Genomic DNA, 21593 nt, shown 5'->3' with positions numbered 1-21593 from the left:
GATTCGGCCGTCCCGATCTTGCACGGTTCGGATACAATTCACGTGCCCGTTCGATGCAATTGTCCATCTGAGGCGCTCACGCCGCCGCGCAGGTCTTAATAACCGGCATTGGTCGAATCTGAACAAACCACTACGAAATCAATGAACCACCACCGGCGGCGTATTTATGTAGCCAGCGCCGCGCTCCTGGCCTGCCTGCTGTTGGGCGGAATCTTCTCGTGGGCTATGTTGCAAAATCGATTCACCTCGCGAATCGCCGCCGTAAAAGCGCGCGGCGAGCCCTTAACTTATGCCGAGCTCGGTGCCATTTACCCACACCCGCCGGCGGACCAGGATACAACCGACTTGTTGATTCAGGCGGGCGAGGCGCTCGCTGCGAGCGCGAAGGACGCCGCCTGGCGCCCGCTGCCATTCATCAGCGAAGGGCGCGAGCCGCCCCAGGTCGGCCAGCCCTGGGCAGAGCTCGCATTGGCGGAGAAATTTCTCACTGATAACGCCACTTCCGTGCGGCAGTTGCACGAAGCAGCAGCGCTCGGCTGCCTGGCGCGCTTTCCCGGCGTGACTACGCCCGACGCGGTCGGCGCCGTGTTGAATTACGCCAGTCCGTTGCGCTGCGCAGCGCGCGTGTTGCGTCTCGAATCCAACGTGCGGGCACACTCCGGCGATGCACAAGGCGCCATTGAAGCGGTCACTGCAGGCTTGACCCTGCAGCGATCGCTGGCAAACGAACCGCTGATCATTTCGCAGTTGGTGCGGTTGGCGATGTTCGGCTCGGCCGCGCACGAGCTGAAATCTACGCTCGGCAGCATTCCCTATTCCGACGACGCCTTGGCACGGGTGCATGACATCCTGGCGGGCATCGATTTTCACCGCGGCCTGCGGCCGGCCTTCATGGGAGAGCGTGTCTTTGGGCTAGCAACGCTTGAGAACATTTCGTCGGCCCATCCGCGGGCGACCAATATCCTGATGAAAATCACCAGCGCACCGGATAAATCCCGTTATCTGGATGTTGTCAACGATTATCTAGACGCAACCGAAAAGCCTTGGCCCGACATGCTGAGCGACAGCACGCTCATTGAATTGAAGTACCAGGGCAACAACTCGCACTGGCACGTGCTTTCGGGCGGAATCGGGCCAACCTTCATGGCCGCGATCAATGCCGTTTCCCGGGCCGAACTCGTGCGCCGGCTAGCCTTAGTGGCCGTCGCTGTCGAGCAATATCACCACAGGCACGGCGTCTATCCCGCGGACTTGGCCCAGCTCGTGCCTGAGTTTCTCAGCGAAGTACCGCTCGACCCAACCGACGGCCAATCGTTCCATTATCGAACAGAAAACGGCAGTTACGACCTGTACAGCACGACCGACGCGTTTCCTCTCCCGTCAGGCGAAAGCGTGGATCTGACGACCGGCGCCAATCCTAGCTTTCTCTTCCGCATGCCGAGCCGTCGCAATCATCCGCTACCAAATAACCCGATAAAGAAATCGGCCGCCGACCGCCACACGAAAACATGGGCGGCCGACGGCCATTAATCGCTCGAACTTTCCGGCCACGCTCTGCGGTAAACATACTTGCGAATGTGAACCGTAAGCGGCCTGCTTCTAGCAGTTGCCGCAAGCCACGCGGATCAGCTCTTCGTCCGAAATCGGGCAGTTCGTTTTGGCATTGCGCGAACAGAGCATGAGGGCATACTCTTCGTACTGCTTGGCGTTGAACTTGAAATTGAGCTTGTTCGCAATACGCACGATCTCTTGAATCGCTAACTGCTTGTTCTTGGTCGTCAACATCTCAATCTGGCTGCGGATCTGACCGTCCTCACGAACCTTCTTCAGGAACGCCTCGACCGGATTCATCTTGGTGACGGTGGTCATCGATCAGTCTCCTTGCGATTTCTGGGCCGCGCTGCTGTGCGTGCAACACGGTCCGGGTTGTGGCGTGGACAAACACATCCTCGCCACCAAAACGCTAGGTTGCCGAAAAGCGTCAGGGCAAGGTGCGATCGTGCCGTGCCTGCCGCGCACGACTGACCAAGATCACGCGTGACGTAAGGGACTTAACAACCCGCGCGGTAAGGGCCATCCGTGACGCCGGGTCGTACCGCCCCCCGGCGGCGGAGAAAGCTGAAAAAACGCTTGCAGCGAAGAATCCACCCGCACCATTCGCGGCCAGCCATACCGAGTGGGCTAATCCCGGTGGGGAGGGGCGGCCGTACATTCGTCTCTTTTCGCGATGTCCTCGTGTTACCAGGTTTGATGGGAGCACATGAGCACGACAAGCCAGCCTCGGCGTGCCTTATTCTCATCGCGACGAATGCGGGCCGATTTTCTGCGTAACAACGCGGCACTCTCTACGCCTACAGGGGTAGCCCGGTATCACGACGGGTTCACCAAAAACAAAAACCTCGAGGCGGGAGAATTCGCAATGTTCAAGTCCAATCGCCGACTGTCGATCGAAAACCTGGAAGCCCGGCAGATGATGGCCGGCGACGTCGCCGCTTATGTGCAGAACGGCAACCTCTATATTACCGAAGCTTCGGGGCAGTCCGGTCTGGACAATGCCATCCAGATCTCGGAATTGCCCAACGGCATGATCCGTGTTGCCGGGACGACAACGACGACTGACAACACGATGACGCACGTCAATAAGTTGAATTCCCAGGACTTCAGCGTCACGGGCAGCTTGAACGTGAACCTGGGCGGCGGCAGCGACCTTGTCGTCATCGGTTCCGAGATCGGTGCGCCGTCGCCGAGCTTTACGCAGGTCAATATCGACACCTCGGCGCCGCCAGTAGTTTTGGCGCCGCGAAGCTTGGCACTGGGCGGAGTGCAAACTCCGTTTAATGCACCGGACAACGACGACGTCATTATCTGGGGCATTATCACGCACGGCGACATGAACATCACGACCGGCGCCGGCAACGATTGGGTCTACGTCGGCGGCGCGAACATGCTGGCCGGCAACCTCGCAATCAACACGGGGGCCGGGGCCGACACGGTGCAGATCGAAAACACAGTTGGCATTTTGGCCGGCACGGTCGACATCCAAACCTACAGCTCGCTATCCGAGACCGATGCCGACGTCGTCTGGCTCGATTCGGCATATATGTACGGCAACTTGAACGTTCGCACCGGAGGCGGCAACGACCTGTTCCACATGGAGAACGCCACGGTCTATAACAACATGAATTTCGACGCCGGTGCCGGCGACGACTCGGCCACACTGTTGCACGTCGACGTCGTGAAATCACTGATGGCGCAATTGGGTGACGGCAACGACTCGCTCAGCCTGGACTATATCTATGGACAGGGGGATCTGCACTTCTTGGGTGGCGGCGGTACCGATAGCCTGACCCGAACGGCCAATGTCTTCGATCTCAGCCTGGAACAAACCGGTTGGGAATACATCAACGGCCGCCTGCAAATAGCCACGAGCGTCGGCACCGTGTCATCGCAGCGTGCAGTTTAAGAGATGCACCGCGGTGTCAGGCATGCCCTTCGTGGAAAACACGGTGCGCATGGCTTGCACAGCGGTTGTACCACGAGTCCTGGCGGAAGGGACGGAGGTGGATACCACATGGGATTGGATGGCCGTGGTCGTCCTTAACATCTCCCCCGTGGCTGTCCATCAGAAGCGGCAGTCCGCTTGTGGCGCGGCCGATCGAACCGACCCAGATTACGACATGCGTGACGGGCCCATCCTCGCGACCTCGAATGTAAACCAGGTCGCCGGTGTGCAAAGCCTCGACACGTTTGTCGTAGTCCGTCGGCAACTCAACGCGCTCGATCCGTACCGGATGTCCCTCGACCAGGCCGTGGTCCGTTCGCGCCTGTCGTCCGATACCCGACGAGATTTTGATTCCGAAGCCCTGGTTGTAGACAAAGCTGGTAAAGTTGCTGCAATCGACGCCACGGCCGTTGTGCCCGGCGCAGCACACCTTCCACGGCCAGCCGGCAGGCGGATCCCAATCCGGGATATGATGATGCTGGTAGCTATAGCCGATAAATCGCGCACCCGTCGCGATCACCCGCTCGCGTTTCCATTCGAGCGATTGGCCGGGCGATTTCATGATCGGCGGATAGAGCCGCGGACTGGGTCCCCAAGCCCCCATGCGGCGTCGGACATGCTCGGAATACCAATCATGATGCGGCGTCGCGGATTCCCGCTGGGGGTCGCCCCGCTCGCCATGCAGCAGGTCCCCAATCAGTTCATCGATCGGACCGCTGTAGGCCAGGCCGTAGTCGCTGCCCTTGTCGTGCGACGGCGCTTCAAATGCCTTCACGACCGATGAAAGAACAGCCCCCGGCGCAATGCCACCTAAGGTCAACAAACCGAGCGTCTGACGGCGGGATAGTAGTATCGACATGGTAAGGATTTTCAACACCGCATACCGAGGAAACTGAGAAACTACATAAAGGTAGCTCTTGGCTGGCTGCAAAGCCCTTCTTGATTCTTCCGAAGTCTCGGGCAAAGAGCCTTCGAACTGGAAAAGCTCTGCCACCAAGGGTGAAGAAAGGCTACCCGATTCGCGGCTAGCGAGTCTTTCCGACCCGCGGCCAAAATTTTCTTGTTTTGACTTTGCTTCCGTGATAGTTTCCAGTTGCTTTCACCTGGAGCAACGCTCGTGAGCGCGACATTCTATTTAGCCGTTGTTAGCAGCCGCTGCTAACGTCTTTTGGCTCGCGCGTTTCATTTCTTCTTTTTATTCGCGACGCGCGCCTCGAAGGTCGTTGGGCCTACCTTTGCCGGGCCTGGTAAGTGGTGCCTTAGCAACGGCACTTCGACGATTTTCGCGTCGACGCTTAAGGACGGCGCTATTTCAAGGGAAGTGTTTCCATCCATCGTTCATTCCTTACTTCGAGAAGAGGAGCGGACATGACCAACAGGCATTCTTGCACGCCAACTCTACTGGCGATCTTTCTGATCGCGATCTTTTTCAACGAGCATTTGCATCAGCGCGGGGTCTTTGCAGCCACGCTCAGCCCCGGCACGATTGTCGTAGGGGTATCGAGCGACGCACGGTCGTCGCCGAACTTTGACACGCGATTGATTGCGGTCGACCCGAACACCGCAGCGACGAGCGTCGTCTCAGCCAACGCAGCTGGCACAGGCCCATCACTGGCCTTCGGTCCCGACGGTTCGTACATCAGCTATATCACCCAGCAGAATGATGGGAGTCTGCTAGTGGTCGATGACTCTCTTGTCGATTCGTTCGGTGGCCCGGGGGCCGACGAGTCGCGAATCTATCGAGTCGACCCCAATACAGGCAATCGCTCCTTGATTCTCGATGTCACGGGAACCACAGCGGATAAAGTAATCAATGCGGCCCGTCAGGTGGGCAATACGATTTTCGCAACGACTAACGCCGGACTGGAAACCGTCGATCCCTCTACGAGCGTTGTAACACCAATCGCTACGCCAGGGCTGGCGACTGCGTCGCCCCTCTATGGCCTGACGAATGTCGGCAACCAAATCTACGTGGCCGGCCGGACTGATTTTTATAAGGTTGATGCCACGACGGGCGCGGCGACCGCTTTCTCGGGGCCGGCCGCCGGTACGGGACCGACGATCGGACCGATCGATCTGTCGATTGGTCCACAAGGGCAACTTTATGCGGACGCGATCAATGGAACCGTGGGCGGCGTTTACAGCATCGATCCGGTGACCGGCATTCCCACGGCCGTTTCGACGACGGTTTCGGGCGGAACACCGGTAGGCTCAGGCCCACAACTGATCGCACTGACGATTGGCGTCGCGCAGTCCGGCACGATTTACGGCATCGGCATTGGCGGCGGTTTGATTTCGATCGACCCGTTAACCGGTAATCGAACGCTCGTCAGCCAGGTGGAAAGCGCACCGGTCACGGACGTCGTTTGCCGCGGTTTGGTCGTGCTGACGAACGTTCCCGAACCGGGCGGAGTGATCCTGGGCACCCTGGGCTGCCTACTTGCCATTACATATCGCTATGCCGGCCGAAAACGAATGCCCTGAAGGCCGACTCGTTACCTGCCGGATCCCTAGAGATTGCAATTCCTTTTGGAATTCGCTTATACTTAGCGTGCTATTCTTCGGGCCAATCTATGTTGCGCCCTGGGGTCAATTCTTAAGGAGAGCGAGATGTTGCGCACGCCGTTGTGCTGGGTCTTCGCATTGCTGGTCGTTGGTCAATCGTCCGCCTGGGCCGCGGATGCTAGTAACGATGCAAAGCCCGCCGAGAAGGCGACGCCGCTTGCGATCGGTGAGCAAGCCCCCGACTTCACGTTCAAGGACCTGCGATTCGCGTCCCACACGCTGAAGGACCTTGGTCAGAAGAAAGCGTATGTCATTACGTTCAGTTCGCTCGACTGCCCCGTAGCGAAGCGATACATGCCGCGCATCGTCGAACTCGGAAAAGAGTACAGCAATAAAGACGTCCAGTTCGTCGTGATTAACGTCGCACCGAATGACTCAATGGTTGAAGTTTCGTATCAGGGCATCCAGCTCGATGCCGGCTTCCCCTTCTGCAAAGATTTCGACGGCACCGTAGCGCCCGCCCTGGGCGTGACGCGCACGCCACAGGTTGTCGTTTTGGACGGCGAACGTAAGTTGCGTTATCGCGGTCGCGTTGACAGCCAGTTCAGCGTCAACGGCCTGAAGCCCAACACGGGTCGTGAAGACCTGAAGATGGCAATCGAGGACGTGCTGGCCGGGCGCCCGGTCGATGTGGCCGAGACGACGGTCGAAGGCTGTCCGATCACCGTGGCCAAGATTCCCGCGCCCGAAAAGCCAGTGACCTTCGGCAATCACGTGGCCGCGATTCTGCAGAAGAATTGCGAAGAGTGCCATCGTCCGGGCGCCGAGGCGCCCTTCTCGCTCGTGACGTACGAAGACGCTGTAAATCACGCCGACGTGATTGCCGAAGTTGTGAAAGAGCAGCGCATGCCGCCGGAATACGCGAGCCGTCAGCACGGCGACTTCGTGAATCTACGTGGCATGCCGGCCGACGAACGTACGCTGGTCGCTCAATGGGTCGCCGGCGGCTGTCAGCAAGGAGACCTGTCGAAAGTTCCTGTGGCCAAGAAGTGGCCCGACGGTAAGTGGTTGATCGACGGGCCGGACCTGGTCATCAAGATGAAGGAACCCGCCGAGATCCCGGCGACCGGATTCATCCCCTACAAGTACGTGCTGCTGCCGTACACCTTCAAACAAGACACCTGGATCACTGGCTGCCAGATTCTGCCCGAGAACAAGGCCGCGCTGCACCACTGCAACCTGGCCGCGATCGACCCGCTGAAGGGCAAGTACAGCGACGCTCAGTTTATCACCGGCCAGGTGCCAGGCGGCATTCCGATGGAGCTGGACGAGGGCGTAGGTTTCAAGATCGCCAAGGGCTCGGTCCTGGTGATGCAGATTCACTATGTGACGACCGGTGAGAAGACCACGGATCAATCGAGCTTGGGCTTCACGTTTGCCAAGGGAAAGATCGACAAGCAGTTGAAGCACTTCCGCGGCCATAACGGCACGTTTGCCATTCCGCCAGGAGACGGCGCTCACCTGGTCGAGGCCAAGCGGACCTTCGCCGAGGATTCGACGCTCGTCGGATTCTTCAGCCACATGCACTTGCGTGGCAAGGACATGATGTTCGACGCCAAGTATCCCGACGGTAAGACCGAGCGGCTGTTGGCGATCCCGAACTACGACTTCAACTGGCAGGTGTCGTACGTCTGGCGTCCCCACGCCAAGAAGTTCCCCAAGGGAACCGAAATCGACGTCACGGCACATTTCGACAACTCGGCGTTCAATCCCTACAACCCTGACCCCACGGCCACGGTCAAGGAAGGGGATCAGACGTTTGAGGAAATGATGTACGGGTTCGTCTTCTACACCGAAGACCACGAAAACCTGAACCTGACCATCGACCCAAAAACCGGGTATGAGGTGAAGCCAGGCAAGGAAGCACGGAACAAGGCTGCAGCCGACGGGCAAGCCGGACAGTAGCCTGAGAAGAAAAGCATCGCACGAAAGCGGCGCTGGATGCGGGCCTCCAGCGCCGCTTTTTTTGCGCGCTGAGTACGCTATGCCCGCAGCAGATGATGCCCTATAGCCGATGCACGATCACCGTCATCCTTTGGGGGGCGGACGTCCCGTCCGCCTTCATCTCTTCTCATCGCCTTTGGCGAAGGCGCCGCTATTGCGTCAGCACGACCCAAGCAAACGCTACGGCTGCTGTCGCAATATTCGTCAACGGAATCGACGCACACCAGCAGGCCCCGCGAAAGGCCTTCGACCACAGCGCCGCCCACGACGCGATCACGGCCGCGGCACAAACAACCGGGAAGGTAATCAGGCTGATCGCCAGTATGATTAGGGCGATATTCTTCTCGGACCCGGGTGCATCGAACATGAATCCAGAGAATGCTGCCGGTACCATCCCGGCCAGCCCCAGCGGCAGCCAGATAAAGGTTGCACATAGGGCCACGATCAAGGCAGTTTTTTGATCCATAACCTGGTGACCTACCGGCTGAGCTAGGAATCAGAAACTCGGGATACCCAAGCCTAGGTCACCACGGGCGCGAGGCGCTTCGCGCTTCCTCGCGCATGCCTTCTTAGCGGTGCGCGGGTTATCTCCCGCCTGCCGCTAGCGCCCTAGGAAAAGGATGTTCCGAGGTGTCGCCCTATATCGGCCCACCGACCGAAACGCCCCAGCCGACAACGGGTCGCGGTCGGTAATAGTAATACGGAGGAGGAGCCCAATACGGTCCGTAGTACGGATACGGGCCGGGGCCATAATAACCCGGTGCGACCATCGGCGCGGGAGCGATCGGAGCTGGAGCCCCGGGCTGCGGCGCAGACTGCAGCGCACCGATGACGCGCGTTGAGACGCCATTTTGCTGCAACGTGATCAAGTCGCCCGTTTGCAGCGGAGTGGCCAGTCCGTTGGTGCGGATGTGATTGACGATCAGTTCTTCGTTGACGCCGGCCTTGGTCATGGCAATGACGTCGGGCAGCGTCACGTTGCCAGTCGGGACCTGGCGCCCCAGCGTCGCCGCGATCTGTGCGCGATTCCGGGCGTCGATATCATCCAGTCCGCTCCCCACGGCCGCGCCCGTTAAAGTACCCACACCGGCGCCGACCAATGCTCCGACGCCGGGATGCCCCACGGCAGCGCCTGTCAACGCACCGACGCCTGTTCCGACACCGGCCCCAACGAGCGCGCCGCGATCGGTATAAAATGGTGAATTGCAGCCGGCCGCAAAGGCGACGGCCATCACGGCGACGAAGCACCGAACAGAGCTGCCGATCATTTGTGTGGGTCCTCGCAAGCATCCATGCAACCGATCCCCACGACCGGTCGCCAAGGCGGGAGGGAGATCATCGCAATGTGCGGATACCGGGTCAAGGCGAGCGATCTGCTAGCAACGCCAGCCGTAGGCCCACACGCGATAAACCGCCCGGAATTGGCCAGCAAAGATGATTCGTAACAAATCGTCTAACAATGCTGGCATTCACTCGAGGCGACGCCATGAAACTGCGATCGTCACTGCGTGGCTGTTTGTTAGGCACCGCACCGCGCCCGTAGCGATCTTTGCCTGGCTGCGGTACCCGCATGATTTTCGTCAAGCGGTCGAGGAGTGCGTCTGCTTGGGCGGCGACACCGATACGACAGGCGCGATCGTGGGCGCCCTCGCAGGTGCGACGCTTGGCCCGGAAGCAATCCCGCCGTGCTGGCGAGCAGAAATTCTCGAATGGCCGCGAAGTTGCGACTGGATCGAGGCGTTGGCGGATCGAGTGGCCACGACCTGTGACGGAGGCGATACAGCCCCCTGCACCTTATTTTGGCCCGCCTTATTGCCGCGCAATGCGTTCTTTGCTTCGGTCGTACTTACGCACGGTTTTCGCCGGTTGCTACCGCCATATTGAATACACGAGAACTGCGAACAGCAGGCGGCCCGCCAAAAAAACAAACCCGCCGCGCCTGGAGTGAGGCGCGGCGGGTTGGCCGATTCGTTCGGCGGTGAAAGGACAAGAGGTTCGTTCACGCGCCGCGCTGCACCGGTCGGTCGATCCGCCGGCGCCAATTGAACAGCGAATGTTCATTCTTGGCGATCGGCCCGTACATCCCGCAGGAGGGAGGTAGCGGTCAATCGTTCGAGCGATCAAACGCGCGACGCACAATTACGCACTCGTGGGTCAGCTTTGAACCCGCGGCCGGCAAGGCCAGCCGGTGAGAAGCGAGGATTGGTGAGATCTAGCGCTTCTCAGGCAAAGTGGCCCGGTGGATCTTGCATGCTTGCCCTCCTATTGTGTGCTTCTTGATTCGCCACACACACGCCGTCGGCCGACACGTTTTGTTTAGCAAATCGACGACAGCGAATTCAATGTTACTGAGAAGCGCGGACGCACGATTTTTGTTTTTTCTACCCGGCGCGATCGCGTCGTAGCAATCAGTCAAGAATTGCGGGGCGCAAAGAAGGCCATCGCAGAGAATCGAGCTGCGCAGGCCCAAAAATGGCGCGAAGAAAGGTCGTGACCGGCGTTAGACCGCGACTTTGATCACGATTTTGCGAACCGTGGTTGGCTCGCCAGGGCTCAGGCACGGCATGTGCGCGTCCTGCGGCTTAAAGATGGTGAACATGCCGGCGGGCACGACGAAGAAATCGCCCTGTCCGTCATAGATCAGCAGGTCCTTGTCGGCGTCGTACGCTTGTCGCACCTCTAGCTTCTCAATGTTGGCGTAGCCCATCCGCTCGGCGCCGCTGGCTACGAATTGCACATCAATATAGCGTCGATGCGATTCCCAAAAGCCCTCGACGTCCGATCGGGTGCGGTATTCTTGCACCAGGGCAAAGATATCATCCCCCGCAATGTCATGCCGGCCGATCGAGAGCTGCGCAGGATTCGTGCTGCGTAGATAGTCGAACGCGCTTGCCAGCCGGGGGTGCAGCGAGACGTATTGCGCCGCGTTCTCGAGTTGATCGAAGACCATGGCCTGCGTGAGCCTCCTTGCCGTGTATGAAATTCGCTACTGCCGAATGCCTTCGACGCTGACCATCAGTCGCACTTCGTCAGCCACGGGACCCACCATTTTGTCCATGCCGAAATCGGTGCGATTAATGTTGAAAACAGTCTCCAGCCCACTGCGCGTTTCGCCCATCATCCCCTTGCCAGATCCCGTGGCTTCGATTTCCAACGTAACCGGCTTAGTGACGCCATGCAGCGTCAGATCGCCCGCGACAACGTAGGGCCCGGTCCCCTGCCTGCTGACTTTGGTCGAGACAAACCGAATCGTGGGAAACTTGGCCGCGTCGAAGAAATCGGGATTGCGCAGATGCGTGTCGCGCTGCGTATTGCTCGTGTCGACGCTCCCCGACTCGACAACCACATCAATGGCGCTCGCGGACGGGTTTTGCTCGTCCAGTTGGAACGTGCCCGACGTTTTGTCAAAGCGACCGTAGCAATAGCTGACGCCAAGATGCTTGACGCGAAACACCACCGACGAATGAACGGGATCGACCTTGTACTGCTGGGCGCAGGCGATCGTCGGCAGGGCGGTCGTGATCGCGGTGGTAACGAGCAGGGCGCAAGCGAAGTTTCTCATCCTTGTAACTCCTGTAAGCGATAATCAGGAAAGAGGGCCGTCAGGTAAGCAGCAGTCATGACGCTGCCCCCTGCCGCCCGGATGCCCTTATCGTCTGGCAAATCGGCGAGAGGGTCGATTAGTTCCAGCCGTCGTTTTTACGGCCGCTGCGGCGCTTCTCTTGCGCGCTGAGGCGATCGGTCAACTTCGTCACGCGTTCTTTAATAGCGATTCGCGTGAGCAGGGCCACCTTATTGGTGCCGAGCTTGGACATGGCCTTGGCTTTATGATTGTCCACGGTGCTGGGGGCAAGTTTGAGGACTTGCGCAGCTTCGCGGACCGTACAGCCCAGGCTCAGCAAGCGAACGACCTGACGCTCTCGGGGGGTCAGTTGAATCGGCATTGTTGTGCATCCGGGGGATCGATCGAATTGCCTATCGCTGTGCAGAACTCAAGTCTCGCGCCTTCGGCGTAACGCATCGCAGCATGACGACGGTGCGAAATGTGTTCCACAACTCATGCAGCCCGGCCCGATTATCAAGCCCCTTCGGACGGCGGCCGCCCGAACGGTAGCCGCGAAACGATTCATAGCCTGGGACGGGCACAATAGACTAGCCCTTTTGCCCCGGAATTGCTACCCAGCGCGAAAACTCTCGGCAAGCGAACGTGGGGGTGCTACGGATTGCGTCCTCGAATCGTCGACGTTCAGGCCGGCCCACTGGTTGCGCTTTGCCCAATAGCGCCGCACAAACAGGGGGCGAGTGTCGGGGCCCGGGTGTTTCTGCACTAAACTCGTCGCGCGCGCCAGAAATTCCTGCGCAATTGAGAATGCATCCTGCGGCGCGGGTGGCACGGTCATCCACGCCGAAGCCAATTCATTGCGCTCGCCGATGAATAGCGGTCGCAAACGGCCCGGATCGCGCATCACACGGCGATGCAATTGCTCGTGACGCCACCAAAGTGAATCGGAATCAGCCACGTCCGTGGGCGCGAGACCGAGATTCAGCGGCTGATCGATTCGCACCGGTTTGAATAGCCCCAGGCAGGGACTCGAAGTTCCGGTGACCCAGTGTGATTGCCCCCGGGGCGAAAGCTCACAAACCCAACTGGCCGTGGTTTGCGACGCCGCGGTGACACCCCCCGCATGCATACAGGGGGCGCTCATCGCGCCGTTCAGCCAGGAATAAACCGGTTGGTTATGTCCGGCGCCGTGATCGCCGAGAATCTCCATCACATCCGACAACGAAGCGGCCCTTTCGGCGCGGTTCTGCGTGCGCTCGCGACGCTGCCGGCAGGCCGAAACACGGGTTTTGATCGTGTCGCTATGCGCACGCGCGAAACCGGGAATCGTCAAGCCGTTCGAGATGCTGCGCGCGCCGACAATTTCCTCGACGGCATGCAACCGGCCCGCGGTCTCGAGCACGAACGCGCGGCATGTGTCGGCCACGATGAAGCTGTTGTGGTACGTGAAGTGTCGATTCTCGTGTCCGCATCCGCCACCTTGGCCGTATTCGGCGATCAGATCGACGATCGTGGCGACCGCACTCTCGGCTGTTGTCGCACGCTCGATCGCCAAGCGCAACAAGTCCATTCCGGTCAGACCGATCTTGGCGTAAGGCTGCCGCGTGAAGACCGCTTCGTTGCCGATCACGACGCCGTGCTCGTTGGCGCCGATCTCGGCGCCCCACATCCAAAACGGCCGACTGATCAATACGGCATGCGTCGTCGCGGCTTGCGGAATTTCCAGGTACGTGCAGCGCAGGCGCGCGCCAGGCTCGTACGTTCGTCGCGGATGCCATTCCAGTAGTTGCGCTTCGTTGGGATCGCGATCCGAGTTCTTGCCAAACAGGACCCGATCCGATTCAACGATGGCCATCGTGTCACACATGGAATGTATTCTCTAATCGCGTCCTCTCATCGCGAAGAGCGTAAGTCGATCGCACAAGAGCGCCAAAAAGTATTCTTACGCACGTTGCAATGCATCAAGCATTTCCGATTGCTAGCAGGCAGAAATCTCGCGATCGCATCGCGATGACTTTTTCGAAAGCGGAAGTCCTGTCGAATTCGAGAGATACGTCGCGCGACAGTACGCCACACCTAACGACTTTTTTCCACGTCCCAGTGGACGCGCGCATGCTAGCGCCATCGTGCTTGCACCGGATATTGTGCCTGCACAAGCACCTGACGTCAAAATGAGCGAATTGCTTGCCAGGCACTCAGTCACGCCTATAACGGGCCTTAGCACGTGTCACTCACCACCTGTTAGTTCGGGTTGAGTGACCAGCGAATGATTCGAGGCCATACGATACGGATATCGCTCTCGCAACGACCCAGGATGGGCCGAGGGCGACCCAGGAACCAATCGCGTGGTATCAAGGATGATAGTCGAATCCCGCATCGCCTGTCTCCGGTTGGCGCCGGTCAGCATTGCTGACTCGGTGGCTGACACACGTCGTTTGTCGTCCCGGGTTGTCTCTGCTCGCTCCCTGACTTTGCCGGAGGCGTCTCGCAAGAGTCGTTCGCCGACCATGTTCACCGAGGGTGAAATGCCCTCCAGGAAGGAGCCTGATATGACACGGAAGCCATTGATCGGTTTGAATGCTGAATTCCGCGCCGCCAAGAAAGACGCCCCGGCGTTCAGCTACGTGGCCGCTGGTTACTACGATTCGATTGTCGCCTCGGGCGGCGTTCCGGTCGTCATCCCGCCGCTCGCGTCGGATGACGATCTGGAGCGGATCCTCGACATGTTGGACGGCATGGTGTTGGTCGGCGGTGCCGATCTCGACCCGCGCCGCGACGGTTTCATGCTCCACCCGGCGGTCCGCACGCTGGAAACACGGCGTGAAGATTTCGACCGCCGCTTAATGAATATGATCTCGTACCGCCGGATGCCGGTCTTCGGGATTGGCGTGGGCGTGCAACTGATCAACGTGTCACAAGGTGGCAATCTGTTCCTGCACGTGCCGGAGGATATGCCCCGCGCACTGCCGCACAAGGATCCGCTCGATCCCGCGCATCGGCATGCCCTGGAGGTGGTTCCTGGCAGTTTGATGGAGCGCGTCTATGGGGAAGGCGAGATTCGCGTCAACAGTTTCCACCACATGGCGATCGACGACGTGGCCGTTGGTTTCCAGGTCACGGCGCGTTGCCCGGATGGCGTGATCGAAGCGATCGAGAGCACGCAGTCGGATTGGTTTGCGTTCGGCACACAGTTTCATCCGGAAAGCGACTCCGCCTCGGCGTTAGACCTACGCATCTTCGAAGAGTTCATCACGGGCGTCGGTGGCGAAGTTCCTGCGGTGCGCATGGCAGCGTAACCCTCGGGGGGTGACGAAATCTATTGGTGGGGCACGGACGTCCTGCCCGTACGAATGACTGGGCGTCGCCTTCGGCCCGCGGGCCACGATTTGATTCGGCAGCTTTCGAATCGTGGCACCGCGGGTTTTTTATTGCGCGGCTACGAAGGGAATTCATAAGGTACCCTGCTTATTCGCCGCGCGAACCTCGATAATCCCCACTGAGTCTTGCACGGCAAACGGTGCGCGGATCGAATGGCGGTAACGCATTCTTCCGATCACGGGGGGCACGCTCGATGGACATCTATCACGTGTGGTGCAATCTGAAGTCGGGCACCAGTGACATTGCCTTCTGCAAACGTGTGGATGCCTACCTTGGCCGCTTGCGCAACGAGAAGCTGATCGCCGGCCATCGCATCACACGGCGCAAGCTCGGCTTCGGTCCGCCGCAACTCGGCGAATTTCATATCGCAATCGAGGTCACCGATTTGGCGCAGTTGGACGCTGCGTTCAAGCACGTCGCCAGCCGCGCCGGTCCCGTCGAAGGGCTGCACCAGGCAGTCAATTCACTCGCGACGGATCTAACGTTTGCCTTATATCGCGATTTTCCCGATGCAATACGGCAACGCGGCGAAGAGAAGTTTTGAGAACGGCAGGCAGATCGCAGGCGAGTATGCGCGAGCGATTTCGACAACTGACCTTGATCTCCTACACGATCTGCTTCTCATGGCTAGCGATGATGGCCGTGCATGAGTTTGGGCACGCTCTGACGGGCTGGCTTACCGGCGGAACGGTGCGCCGTATAGTCCTGCCAATCGTCGGTTTCTCGCGAACTGACTTATCGACCAACCCTCACCTTCTGGCCGTGGCGTGGGGAGGATGTGTGTGGGGTTCTCTGCTACCGCTGGCACTGTTCGCGGCACTACCGCGGTCGATCTCACGATTCTGGTTTCTAGCGAAATTCTTTGCAGGATTTTGCTGCATCGCCAACGGGGCCTATCTTGCGGGCGGCGTGTGGCTGGCGGCCGGGGACGCTGGCGACCTTCTCGCGCACGGCGCGCAGCGCTGGCACTTGGTCGCATTCGGAATTCCCGCCATCGCGCTGGGCCTGTGGCTCTGGAACGGCATCGGCCCAAACTTTGGGTTGGGCCGGCAACAGGGCCATGTCGACAAGCTAACTGCGGAAATGGCGGCTGGCATCTGCGCGGCGATCATCGCGATGTACACGATCTTGGCGATCACGACTAATTGATAAACAGCCGACGATGCCTGTGACGGGCAATACGCATTGGATGCTGCGTCGTGTCGCAGCAGGTGCGCTTTTAGACAATCGCTTCAACCGTGGCCAGCGCAGGCATCTCTTGCGTTTCGAGGTAGTAGGCCTCGACGTTGATGCCCGTGTTGCGGTGTACGCGATTGCGGCCGGCCCCCTTGGCGGCGTAGAGCGCCGCGTCGGCCCGAGCGACCAGAGTCTTCGGATCGTCTTGATGGCTGGCCGAGGCGACGCCACCGCTGAGCGTGACGAGACCCGAGTTGGCGACGGCTAGGCGAATTTTCTCGGCAAAGCATGACGCGCCGTCCAAGTCGGTGTGCGGCATCACGACGACGAATTCTTCGCCGCCATAACGGGCCACGAGGTCCGTGGCACGTGTCTCGTCATCGAGAATTCGAGCCACCTTTTGCAAGATCTGGTCGCCGAAGACATGCCCTTGCACGTCGTTGACCTGCTTGAAATGGTCGATATCGAACATGGCGATAGAAAAGCCCTGGTCATAACGCGTGAGCAGGGCAAAGGACGACTCCAGCGTCTCGTCCAGTGCTTTGCGATTACTCACGCCCGTCAGTTGATCGCTGCGGGTTTCCGTGAATGTCATCAGATGGCTGCTTTGTTGCCGCAGCTCGTCATAAGCGCACGAGATCTGCTGGGCCAGGTCGAGTGTTGGCTTTACCATGTTCTCCGCCTCGCGGAACAGTTCGCACCAGGCGGCGCGCTCTTCCTGCGTGCTCATGGCCGTGACGCGATCCTTGAATTTCGCGATGCTCGATTGATGCGTGGCAAGGTTCTTGCGAACGCGATCGGCAATATCTTCCAACTGCGAGGCCACGGCCTTGGCACGTTTCAATTCGCGACGGGCCCGATCGCCGTGATAGTCGGGCATGGGTTGCGAACGGCGCCCCATGACGTAACCAATGGTCGCAACAGCCGCTAGCGCAACGGTCGTGGGAAGGTACATGGACATGGATTCCAATTCGTCACCGTGCTGGCTGACGGTAGGGGCCGGGCCAAGCCGCGAAACAAACTCATAGTCTTTCAGTGGAAATATAGGTTCCGAATCCCGCCGGGCGCCATGGCCCGCCACGGAGCGGCCGATTCGGCAAGGCAACTCAAAAAGTTTGCCGAGACCGGCGACGCATCGCACGGATTTCGCCGGTTTTTCAGGGATTCTTCATACGACTTGTGCGGATCACGGCAGTCGCGACCGAGCTATCCCCTGCGAAAAAATCACACGGAAATGCCGTCCGGAGGCCAATTTGCCTATCCGAACCGCGCGGGTTCGTGGTAGTTTTTTCCCCAGTCAATCGAAAGGATCCTTGACCGCCGGCGGACGATCCGTCTTCGGCAGCGGAAGCGAACCAAACCGGTCGGGCCATCGTTACAGAAAAAGTGACCTGCGCCCGGACCGCGACTCGCCTCGCTCAATTGCTCAATTTGCACCCAGGAGTCAATCGTGCATTCCTTCAAAACCCTGTGGGCCTGCTGCGTACTGACGGCACTCGGCAGCCCCCTTTTCTCGTCGAGCGTCGCAGCGGCCGAGGCGCCGATCTTTCCCTATAAAATCGAACGCGCGGTGCTCGACAACGGGCTGACCGTAATCACGGTGCCTTGCGATACGCCGGGCGTATTGTCGTATTACACGATCGTCCGCACCGGCTCGCGCAACGAGATCGAGCCGGGCCTGTCTGGTTTTGCGCATTTCTTCGAGCACATGATGTTCCGCGGCACGCCGCGCAACAGCAACGAGCAATACAACGCCAAGATGAAGGCGATGGGCGCCGACTCGAACGCCTTTACGACCGACGATTGGACTGCCTATCACACCACGGCCTCGGCCGATGCGCTCGCCACGATCATCGAACTCGAGGCCGATCGCTTTCAGAACCTCAGCTATGACCTGCCGGCTTTCCAGAAAGAAGCCCGGGCCGTGCTGGGCGAGTACAACAAGATCGCCTCGTCCCCGCTATTGCTGTTGGACGAAACGATGCAGGACGTGGCCTACGACAAGCACACCTACAAGCATACGACGATCGGTTTCTTGAAAGACATCGTCGATATGCCGAACCAATACGAATACAGCCGCAAATTTTTGGATCGCTGGTATCGGCCGGACAATTGCATCGTCCTAGCCGTGGGCGACGTTCGCCATAAGGAAGTCGTGGAGCTCGCGCGCCGACAATACAGCGGCTGGAAGGCGGGCGTGGCGAAGATCGATATCCCGGTCGAACCGTCGCAAACCGCCGAGCGGCGCCGCGATCTGCAATGGAAAGGAGTGACACAGCCCTATTTGTATATCGGCTATCACGTCCCCGGCTTCGACCCGAAGAGCCGCGACATCGCGGCGCTCGATGTCTTAGGCGAGGCGATCTTTTCGCAGGTCAGTCCACTCTATCGCAAGCTGGTGCTGGATGAAGCCCGAGTCGAGACAATCACCGCCGGCGCGCAATTTCATCGCGACCCGACGCTGTTCACGATCATGGCTCGCTTGCATGACGCAGCGGACATGCCGGCCATCGAGCAAGAGATTTACGCAGCCCTGGCCGGTGCCGCCGCCCAGCCGATCGACGCCCAGCAGTTGGCCGACATCAAATCGCACATGCGTTATGGATTTGCCACCAGTCTGGACTCGACAAACGCCGTGGCCCGCGCGCTCGGTTCGTTCCTGGAACTGACGGGCGATCCCGATTCGCTCGATCAGATGTACGCCACGTATGAGCAGGTTACGCCCGAGGACGTACAGCGAGTGGCAAAACAGTTCTTCGCTCCCGAGAATCGCACGGTCGTAACCCTATTGAGCGAAAAGGACGCCGCGGCCCGCACGCAAACGGCAAAATCCGATGGTGCGGAAAAGGTAAAAAGCGCAAGCCCGATCGAAAAAGCTCAGGCCGATGCCGCGGCCAAGGTTACCGCCGCTCAAAAGGCCATCGAGCAGAAGACCGCTGAAGCCAAGTCCAAAGTTAACGCGGCGGTTGCAAAGGCCAAGGCCGACGCAACAAAGGCTATAGCCAAGGGTCAGACCGCGGCCAGCGGTTCGCCCCTCGTGACGTTGCGCATTGCCTTCCGCACCGGCTCGCAGGACGATCCGCCGGGCAAGGAAGGATTGGCCGCGCTCACAGCCCGGATGCTTTCCGAAGGAGGCTCGGACGAGATTTCGTTTTCCGAGTTGCTCGAACTGCTTTACCCGCTGGCCGGACATATGGACGGTCAGTGCGATAAGGAAATGACGATCTTCACCGGCGAGGTGCATCGCGACAAGCTAACCGAGTTCTATCCACTGTTCGCCGGCACGCTATTGCGTCCACGCTTCGACCAGTCCGATTTCGAGCGTTTGCGGCAAGAGCATCTCAGCTATTTGTCGAGCCGGCTGCGCGGCAACGACGACGAGAATCTCGGCAAGTGGACTTTGCAACTGTCGCTCTATCCGCCGACGCACCCCTACGGACACGTCGACCAGGGAACCGTGGCGGGCCTGCAATCCATCACGCTCGACGATGTGCGCAATTTCTATAAAACGCATTACACGCAGGCTGCAATGACGGCCGTGGCAGCCGGCGGCGTCGACGATGCCTTCCGCCGGAAGCTGGCAAAGGATTTCACGGCTCTGCCGGCCGGCAATTCGAACGTTGCTGAACTACCAGCGCCGCATAAGCCCGAGGGGTTGGAACTGACGATCGTCGAAAAGCCGACGATTGCCACCGCAATCTCGCTGGGCTTCCCGATCGACATCACCCGCGCCGACGACGAGTTTTATGCCTTGGCCGTGGCTGCTTCGGCCTTCGGTGAGCATCGCACGTTTAACGGCCGCTTGATGAAGAACATGCGCGGCAAGCGCGGTTTGAATTACGGCGACTATGCGTACATCGAAAACTTTATTCAGGACGGCCCGAGCACGTTTGTAATGCCGGGCGTGCCGCGGCGGCAGCAGTTCTTTTCGATCTGGATCCGGCCTGTGCCGCACGACAAGGGGGTGTTTGCCCTGCGTCAGGCATTGCGCGAACTGGATCACCTCGTGAAGGACGGCCTGACGGAAGAGGAATTCGAGGCGACGCGCAACTTTCTGTTCCACTACAGCAAGCTGTGGGCGCAATCTCAATCGCGTCGTGTGGGCTATGACCTGGACGGCCAGTTCTACGGCCGCGCCAGCGAAATCGAAGAGCTGTCGCGGCGACTTCCCAACATCACGCGCGAGCAGGTCAACGCCGCGATTCGCAAATACCTGCAGGCGAAGAATGTCTCGATCGCCGTCGTGACCGACGACGCAGCCCGCTTCCGCGACCAGGTCCTCTCGGGCAAGCCGACGCCGCTGGTGTACGACACCGCCGGCACGCCACCCGACATTTTGGAAGAGGACAAGGAAATCGAAGCGTGGCCACTGCCAATCCCGGCCAGCAACATCCGCACGGTCCCGGCGAAAGATCTTTTCGAACAATGAAAAGCTGGCAGAGGGCAGCAGGCAGACGGTGGAGAAGATCCAGTGATCGGTAGTCCGTAGCCAGTTGCTGGTGGCTAGAGGTCGGCAGTGTTAACACCCACGCTCTGCTCTCTGTCTACTACTTACTGTCTGCCAGTCGCGTCTCCAGGCGTTCCTTAACTGCCGGCCATTCCTCGTCTGTGATGCTGTACATCACGGTGTCGCGAATGTAACCGTCGGGCATGATCATATGCCGGCGTAATATCCCTTCGCGCACCGCGCCCAGCTTTTCGATGGCTCGCTGACTCTGTTGGTTGCGGCTGTCGGTCTTTAGCTGTACGCGGATGGCGTGCTGATCCTCGAACGCATGTTGCAACAGCAGATACTTGCACTCGGGATTAACGGCCGTCCCCTGAAGCGCTTTGGCGATCCAGGTGAAACCAATCTCCAGATTCCGGTCGCGCGGGCGAATATCGAGAAAGCACGTCATGCCGACTGCCTTGCCGGTTTCTTGCGAAACGATGGCGAAGGGGCACCAGTCCGTCAGCGAACCGAGATACCCGATAACGGCTTGAAACCCGGCCGGCGAGAATTCGGGCGGCGGAAACGTATTGGTGAAAATCTCGGGCGAAGCAGCCGCCACGAGATCCTCGGCCTGCGACATCGCCAGTGGTTCGAGTCGAACGACGCGCCCTGAAAGCGTGATCCGCCTCACGTCCATTGCGTTTCCTCTTCAAGTAGACTCCTATAGACGACCGATGCGCCGTTTCGAGAGCTGCAGCCGCGCCGTTCGACGCAAGTTGGACTCGAAGCGGCCGATAGCATAGCCTGAATTCAACGCCACTGCGCTATCACAGGGTCCGGCACTTTTCCACGTCGCAATGCAGCTCGCTCGTTCACAAAAAGATACCAATGTTTGATTCCGCTTCGTGGGTAGAGCGCGTACGAACTTTTTTGCGAAGCCTCGCGCAGCTACCTGGGAACCTATCAATTCACGATTGCATCGAACCAGCAATCAACGATGCACATCAACGCCAATGGCTCGATTCGTCCGAATG

At 59.4% G+C, this 21593-nt stretch carries 18 protein-coding genes; 8 read left to right on the top strand and 10 right to left on the bottom strand.

Going from position 1 to position 21593, the window contains the following annotated elements:
• Window positions 1-141 precede the first annotated feature (141 nt).
• The gene (locus VGN12_23215; protein ID HEY4312378.1) at window positions 142-1530 is read left to right on the top strand and encodes a hypothetical protein; all 1389 of its coding nucleotides are present in this window, start codon (window positions 142-144) and stop codon (window positions 1528-1530) included.
• Window positions 1531-1599: 69 nt separating this feature from the next.
• Here the strand turns inward: VGN12_23215 and VGN12_23210 are convergent, their stop codons facing one another.
• Window positions 1600-1869, bottom strand: coding sequence for a Nif11-like leader peptide family natural product precursor (locus VGN12_23210; protein ID HEY4312377.1), 270 nt, complete (start codon window positions 1867-1869; stop codon window positions 1600-1602).
• Between the two features lie 550 nt (window positions 1870-2419).
• Between VGN12_23210 and VGN12_23205 the strand changes: the two genes are divergently transcribed.
• Window positions 2420-3463 carry a hypothetical protein gene (locus VGN12_23205; protein ID HEY4312376.1) on the top strand — a complete coding sequence of 348 codons (1044 nt, stop codon included), beginning with the start codon at window positions 2420-2422 and terminating at the stop codon, window positions 3461-3463.
• A gap of 16 nt (window positions 3464-3479) precedes the next feature.
• Here the strand turns inward: VGN12_23205 and VGN12_23200 are convergent, their stop codons facing one another.
• Entirely contained in the window at window positions 3480-4361 is an 882-nt protein-coding gene (locus VGN12_23200) for an NlpC/P60 family protein (protein ID HEY4312375.1), read from the bottom strand.
• Between the two features lie 509 nt (window positions 4362-4870).
• Between VGN12_23200 and VGN12_23195 the strand changes: the two genes are divergently transcribed.
• Both VGN12_23195 and VGN12_23190 read left to right on the top strand, forming a co-directional pair.
• On the top strand, window positions 4871-5986 hold the full coding sequence (locus VGN12_23195) for a hypothetical protein (GenBank protein ID HEY4312374.1): 1116 nt from the start codon (window positions 4871-4873) through the stop codon (window positions 5984-5986).
• Between the two features lie 126 nt (window positions 5987-6112).
• Window positions 6113-7972: a redoxin domain-containing protein gene (locus VGN12_23190; GenBank protein HEY4312373.1), complete on the top strand. Its 1860-nt coding sequence runs from the start codon at window positions 6113-6115 to the stop codon at window positions 7970-7972.
• A gap of 190 nt (window positions 7973-8162) precedes the next feature.
• Here VGN12_23190 and VGN12_23185 read toward each other — a convergent pair whose 3' ends face one another.
• From VGN12_23185 to VGN12_23160, 6 genes are all read right to left on the bottom strand, one after another.
• Window positions 8163-8477, bottom strand: coding sequence for a hypothetical protein (locus tag VGN12_23185; protein ID HEY4312372.1), 315 nt, complete (start codon window positions 8475-8477; stop codon window positions 8163-8165).
• Window positions 8478-8649: 172 nt separating this feature from the next.
• A complete protein-coding gene (locus VGN12_23180; protein ID HEY4312371.1) occupies window positions 8650-9279 on the bottom strand; it encodes a glycine zipper domain-containing protein in 630 nt (209 codons plus the stop codon).
• 1232 nt (window positions 9280-10511) lie between these two features.
• Window positions 10512-10961, bottom strand: a complete 450-nt coding sequence (locus tag VGN12_23175) for a YhcH/YjgK/YiaL family protein (protein HEY4312370.1) — start codon at window positions 10959-10961, stop codon at window positions 10512-10514.
• Window positions 10962-10997: 36 nt separating this feature from the next.
• On the bottom strand, window positions 10998-11573 hold the full coding sequence (locus tag VGN12_23170; GenBank protein HEY4312369.1) for a YceI family protein: 576 nt from the start codon (window positions 11571-11573) through the stop codon (window positions 10998-11000).
• Between the two features lie 118 nt (window positions 11574-11691).
• The gene (locus tag VGN12_23165; GenBank protein ID HEY4312368.1) at window positions 11692-11955 is read right to left on the bottom strand and encodes a LuxR C-terminal-related transcriptional regulator; all 264 of its coding nucleotides are present in this window, start codon (window positions 11953-11955) and stop codon (window positions 11692-11694) included.
• Window positions 11956-12186: 231 nt separating this feature from the next.
• Window positions 12187-13440 (bottom strand): hypothetical protein, encoded by a 1254-nt coding sequence (locus tag VGN12_23160; protein ID HEY4312367.1) that lies wholly within the window; start codon window positions 13438-13440, stop codon window positions 12187-12189.
• 640 nt (window positions 13441-14080) lie between these two features.
• Here VGN12_23160 and VGN12_23155 point away from each other — a divergent pair.
• From VGN12_23155 to VGN12_23145, 3 genes are all read left to right on the top strand, one after another.
• Entirely contained in the window at window positions 14081-14869 is a 789-nt protein-coding gene (locus VGN12_23155) for a gamma-glutamyl-gamma-aminobutyrate hydrolase family protein (GenBank protein HEY4312366.1), read from the top strand.
• A gap of 275 nt (window positions 14870-15144) precedes the next feature.
• The gene (locus VGN12_23150) at window positions 15145-15495 is read left to right on the top strand and encodes a DUF6614 family protein (GenBank protein HEY4312365.1); all 351 of its coding nucleotides are present in this window, start codon (window positions 15145-15147) and stop codon (window positions 15493-15495) included.
• A 26-nt stretch (window positions 15496-15521) separates the two neighbouring features.
• Entirely contained in the window at window positions 15522-16100 is a 579-nt protein-coding gene (locus VGN12_23145; GenBank protein HEY4312364.1) for a hypothetical protein, read from the top strand.
• A gap of 70 nt (window positions 16101-16170) precedes the next feature.
• Here VGN12_23145 and VGN12_23140 read toward each other — a convergent pair whose 3' ends face one another.
• Complete coding sequence (locus tag VGN12_23140) at window positions 16171-17088, bottom strand: GGDEF domain-containing protein (protein ID HEY4312363.1); 918 nt, start codon at window positions 17086-17088, stop codon at window positions 16171-16173.
• 489 nt (window positions 17089-17577) lie between these two features.
• On the opposite strand from VGN12_23140, the gene VGN12_23135 reads away from it, so the two are divergent.
• A complete protein-coding gene (locus tag VGN12_23135) occupies window positions 17578-20556 on the top strand; it encodes a pitrilysin family protein (protein HEY4312362.1) in 2979 nt (992 codons plus the stop codon).
• A gap of 118 nt (window positions 20557-20674) precedes the next feature.
• Here the strand turns inward: VGN12_23135 and VGN12_23130 are convergent, their stop codons facing one another.
• Window positions 20675-21256: a GNAT family protein gene (locus VGN12_23130; protein ID HEY4312361.1), complete on the bottom strand. Its 582-nt coding sequence runs from the start codon at window positions 21254-21256 to the stop codon at window positions 20675-20677.
• Window positions 21257-21593 lie beyond the last annotated feature (337 nt).

The organism is Pirellulales bacterium (assembly GCA_036499395.1).
Classification (GTDB): Bacteria; Planctomycetota; Planctomycetia; order Pirellulales; family JACPPG01; genus JACPPG01.
The sequence above is the reverse complement of the archived record's forward strand: the minus strand, read 5'-3'. Positions and strand labels throughout refer to the sequence as shown.

Bases quoted from the DNA above. Each gene is read 5' to 3' on its own strand.
- VGN12_23140 (HEY4312363.1), bottom strand. From the start codon at position 17,088: ATGTCCATGTACCTTCCCACGACCGTTGCGCTAGCGGCTGTTGCGACC.
- VGN12_23205 (HEY4312376.1), top strand. From the start codon at position 2,420: ATGTTCAAGTCCAATCGCCGACTGTCGATCGAAAACCTGGAAGCCCGG.
- VGN12_23145 (HEY4312364.1), top strand. From the start codon at position 15,522: ATGCGCGAGCGATTTCGACAACTGACCTTGATCTCCTACACGATCTGC.
- VGN12_23180 (HEY4312371.1), bottom strand. From the start codon at position 9,279: ATGATCGGCAGCTCTGTTCGGTGCTTCGTCGCCGTGATGGCCGTCGCC.
- VGN12_23155 (HEY4312366.1), top strand. From the start codon at position 14,081: ATGTTCACCGAGGGTGAAATGCCCTCCAGGAAGGAGCCTGATATGACA.
- VGN12_23190 (HEY4312373.1), top strand. From the start codon at position 6,113: ATGTTGCGCACGCCGTTGTGCTGGGTCTTCGCATTGCTGGTCGTTGGT.
- VGN12_23130 (HEY4312361.1), bottom strand. From the start codon at position 21,256: ATGGACGTGAGGCGGATCACGCTTTCAGGGCGCGTCGTTCGACTCGAA.
- VGN12_23175 (HEY4312370.1), bottom strand. From the start codon at position 10,961: ATGGTCTTCGATCAACTCGAGAACGCGGCGCAATACGTCTCGCTGCAC.
- VGN12_23150 (HEY4312365.1), top strand. From the start codon at position 15,145: ATGGACATCTATCACGTGTGGTGCAATCTGAAGTCGGGCACCAGTGAC.
- VGN12_23215 (HEY4312378.1), top strand. From the start codon at position 142: ATGAACCACCACCGGCGGCGTATTTATGTAGCCAGCGCCGCGCTCCTG.
- VGN12_23200 (HEY4312375.1), bottom strand. From the start codon at position 4,361: ATGTCGATACTACTATCCCGCCGTCAGACGCTCGGTTTGTTGACCTTA.
- VGN12_23185 (HEY4312372.1), bottom strand. From the start codon at position 8,477: ATGGATCAAAAAACTGCCTTGATCGTGGCCCTATGTGCAACCTTTATC.
- VGN12_23165 (HEY4312368.1), bottom strand. From the start codon at position 11,955: ATGCCGATTCAACTGACCCCCCGAGAGCGTCAGGTCGTTCGCTTGCTG.
- VGN12_23195 (HEY4312374.1), top strand. From the start codon at position 4,871: ATGACCAACAGGCATTCTTGCACGCCAACTCTACTGGCGATCTTTCTG.
- VGN12_23160 (HEY4312367.1), bottom strand. From the start codon at position 13,440: ATGTGTGACACGATGGCCATCGTTGAATCGGATCGGGTCCTGTTTGGC.
- VGN12_23170 (HEY4312369.1), bottom strand. From the start codon at position 11,573: ATGAGAAACTTCGCTTGCGCCCTGCTCGTTACCACCGCGATCACGACC.
- VGN12_23210 (HEY4312377.1), bottom strand. From the start codon at position 1,869: ATGACCACCGTCACCAAGATGAATCCGGTCGAGGCGTTCCTGAAGAAG.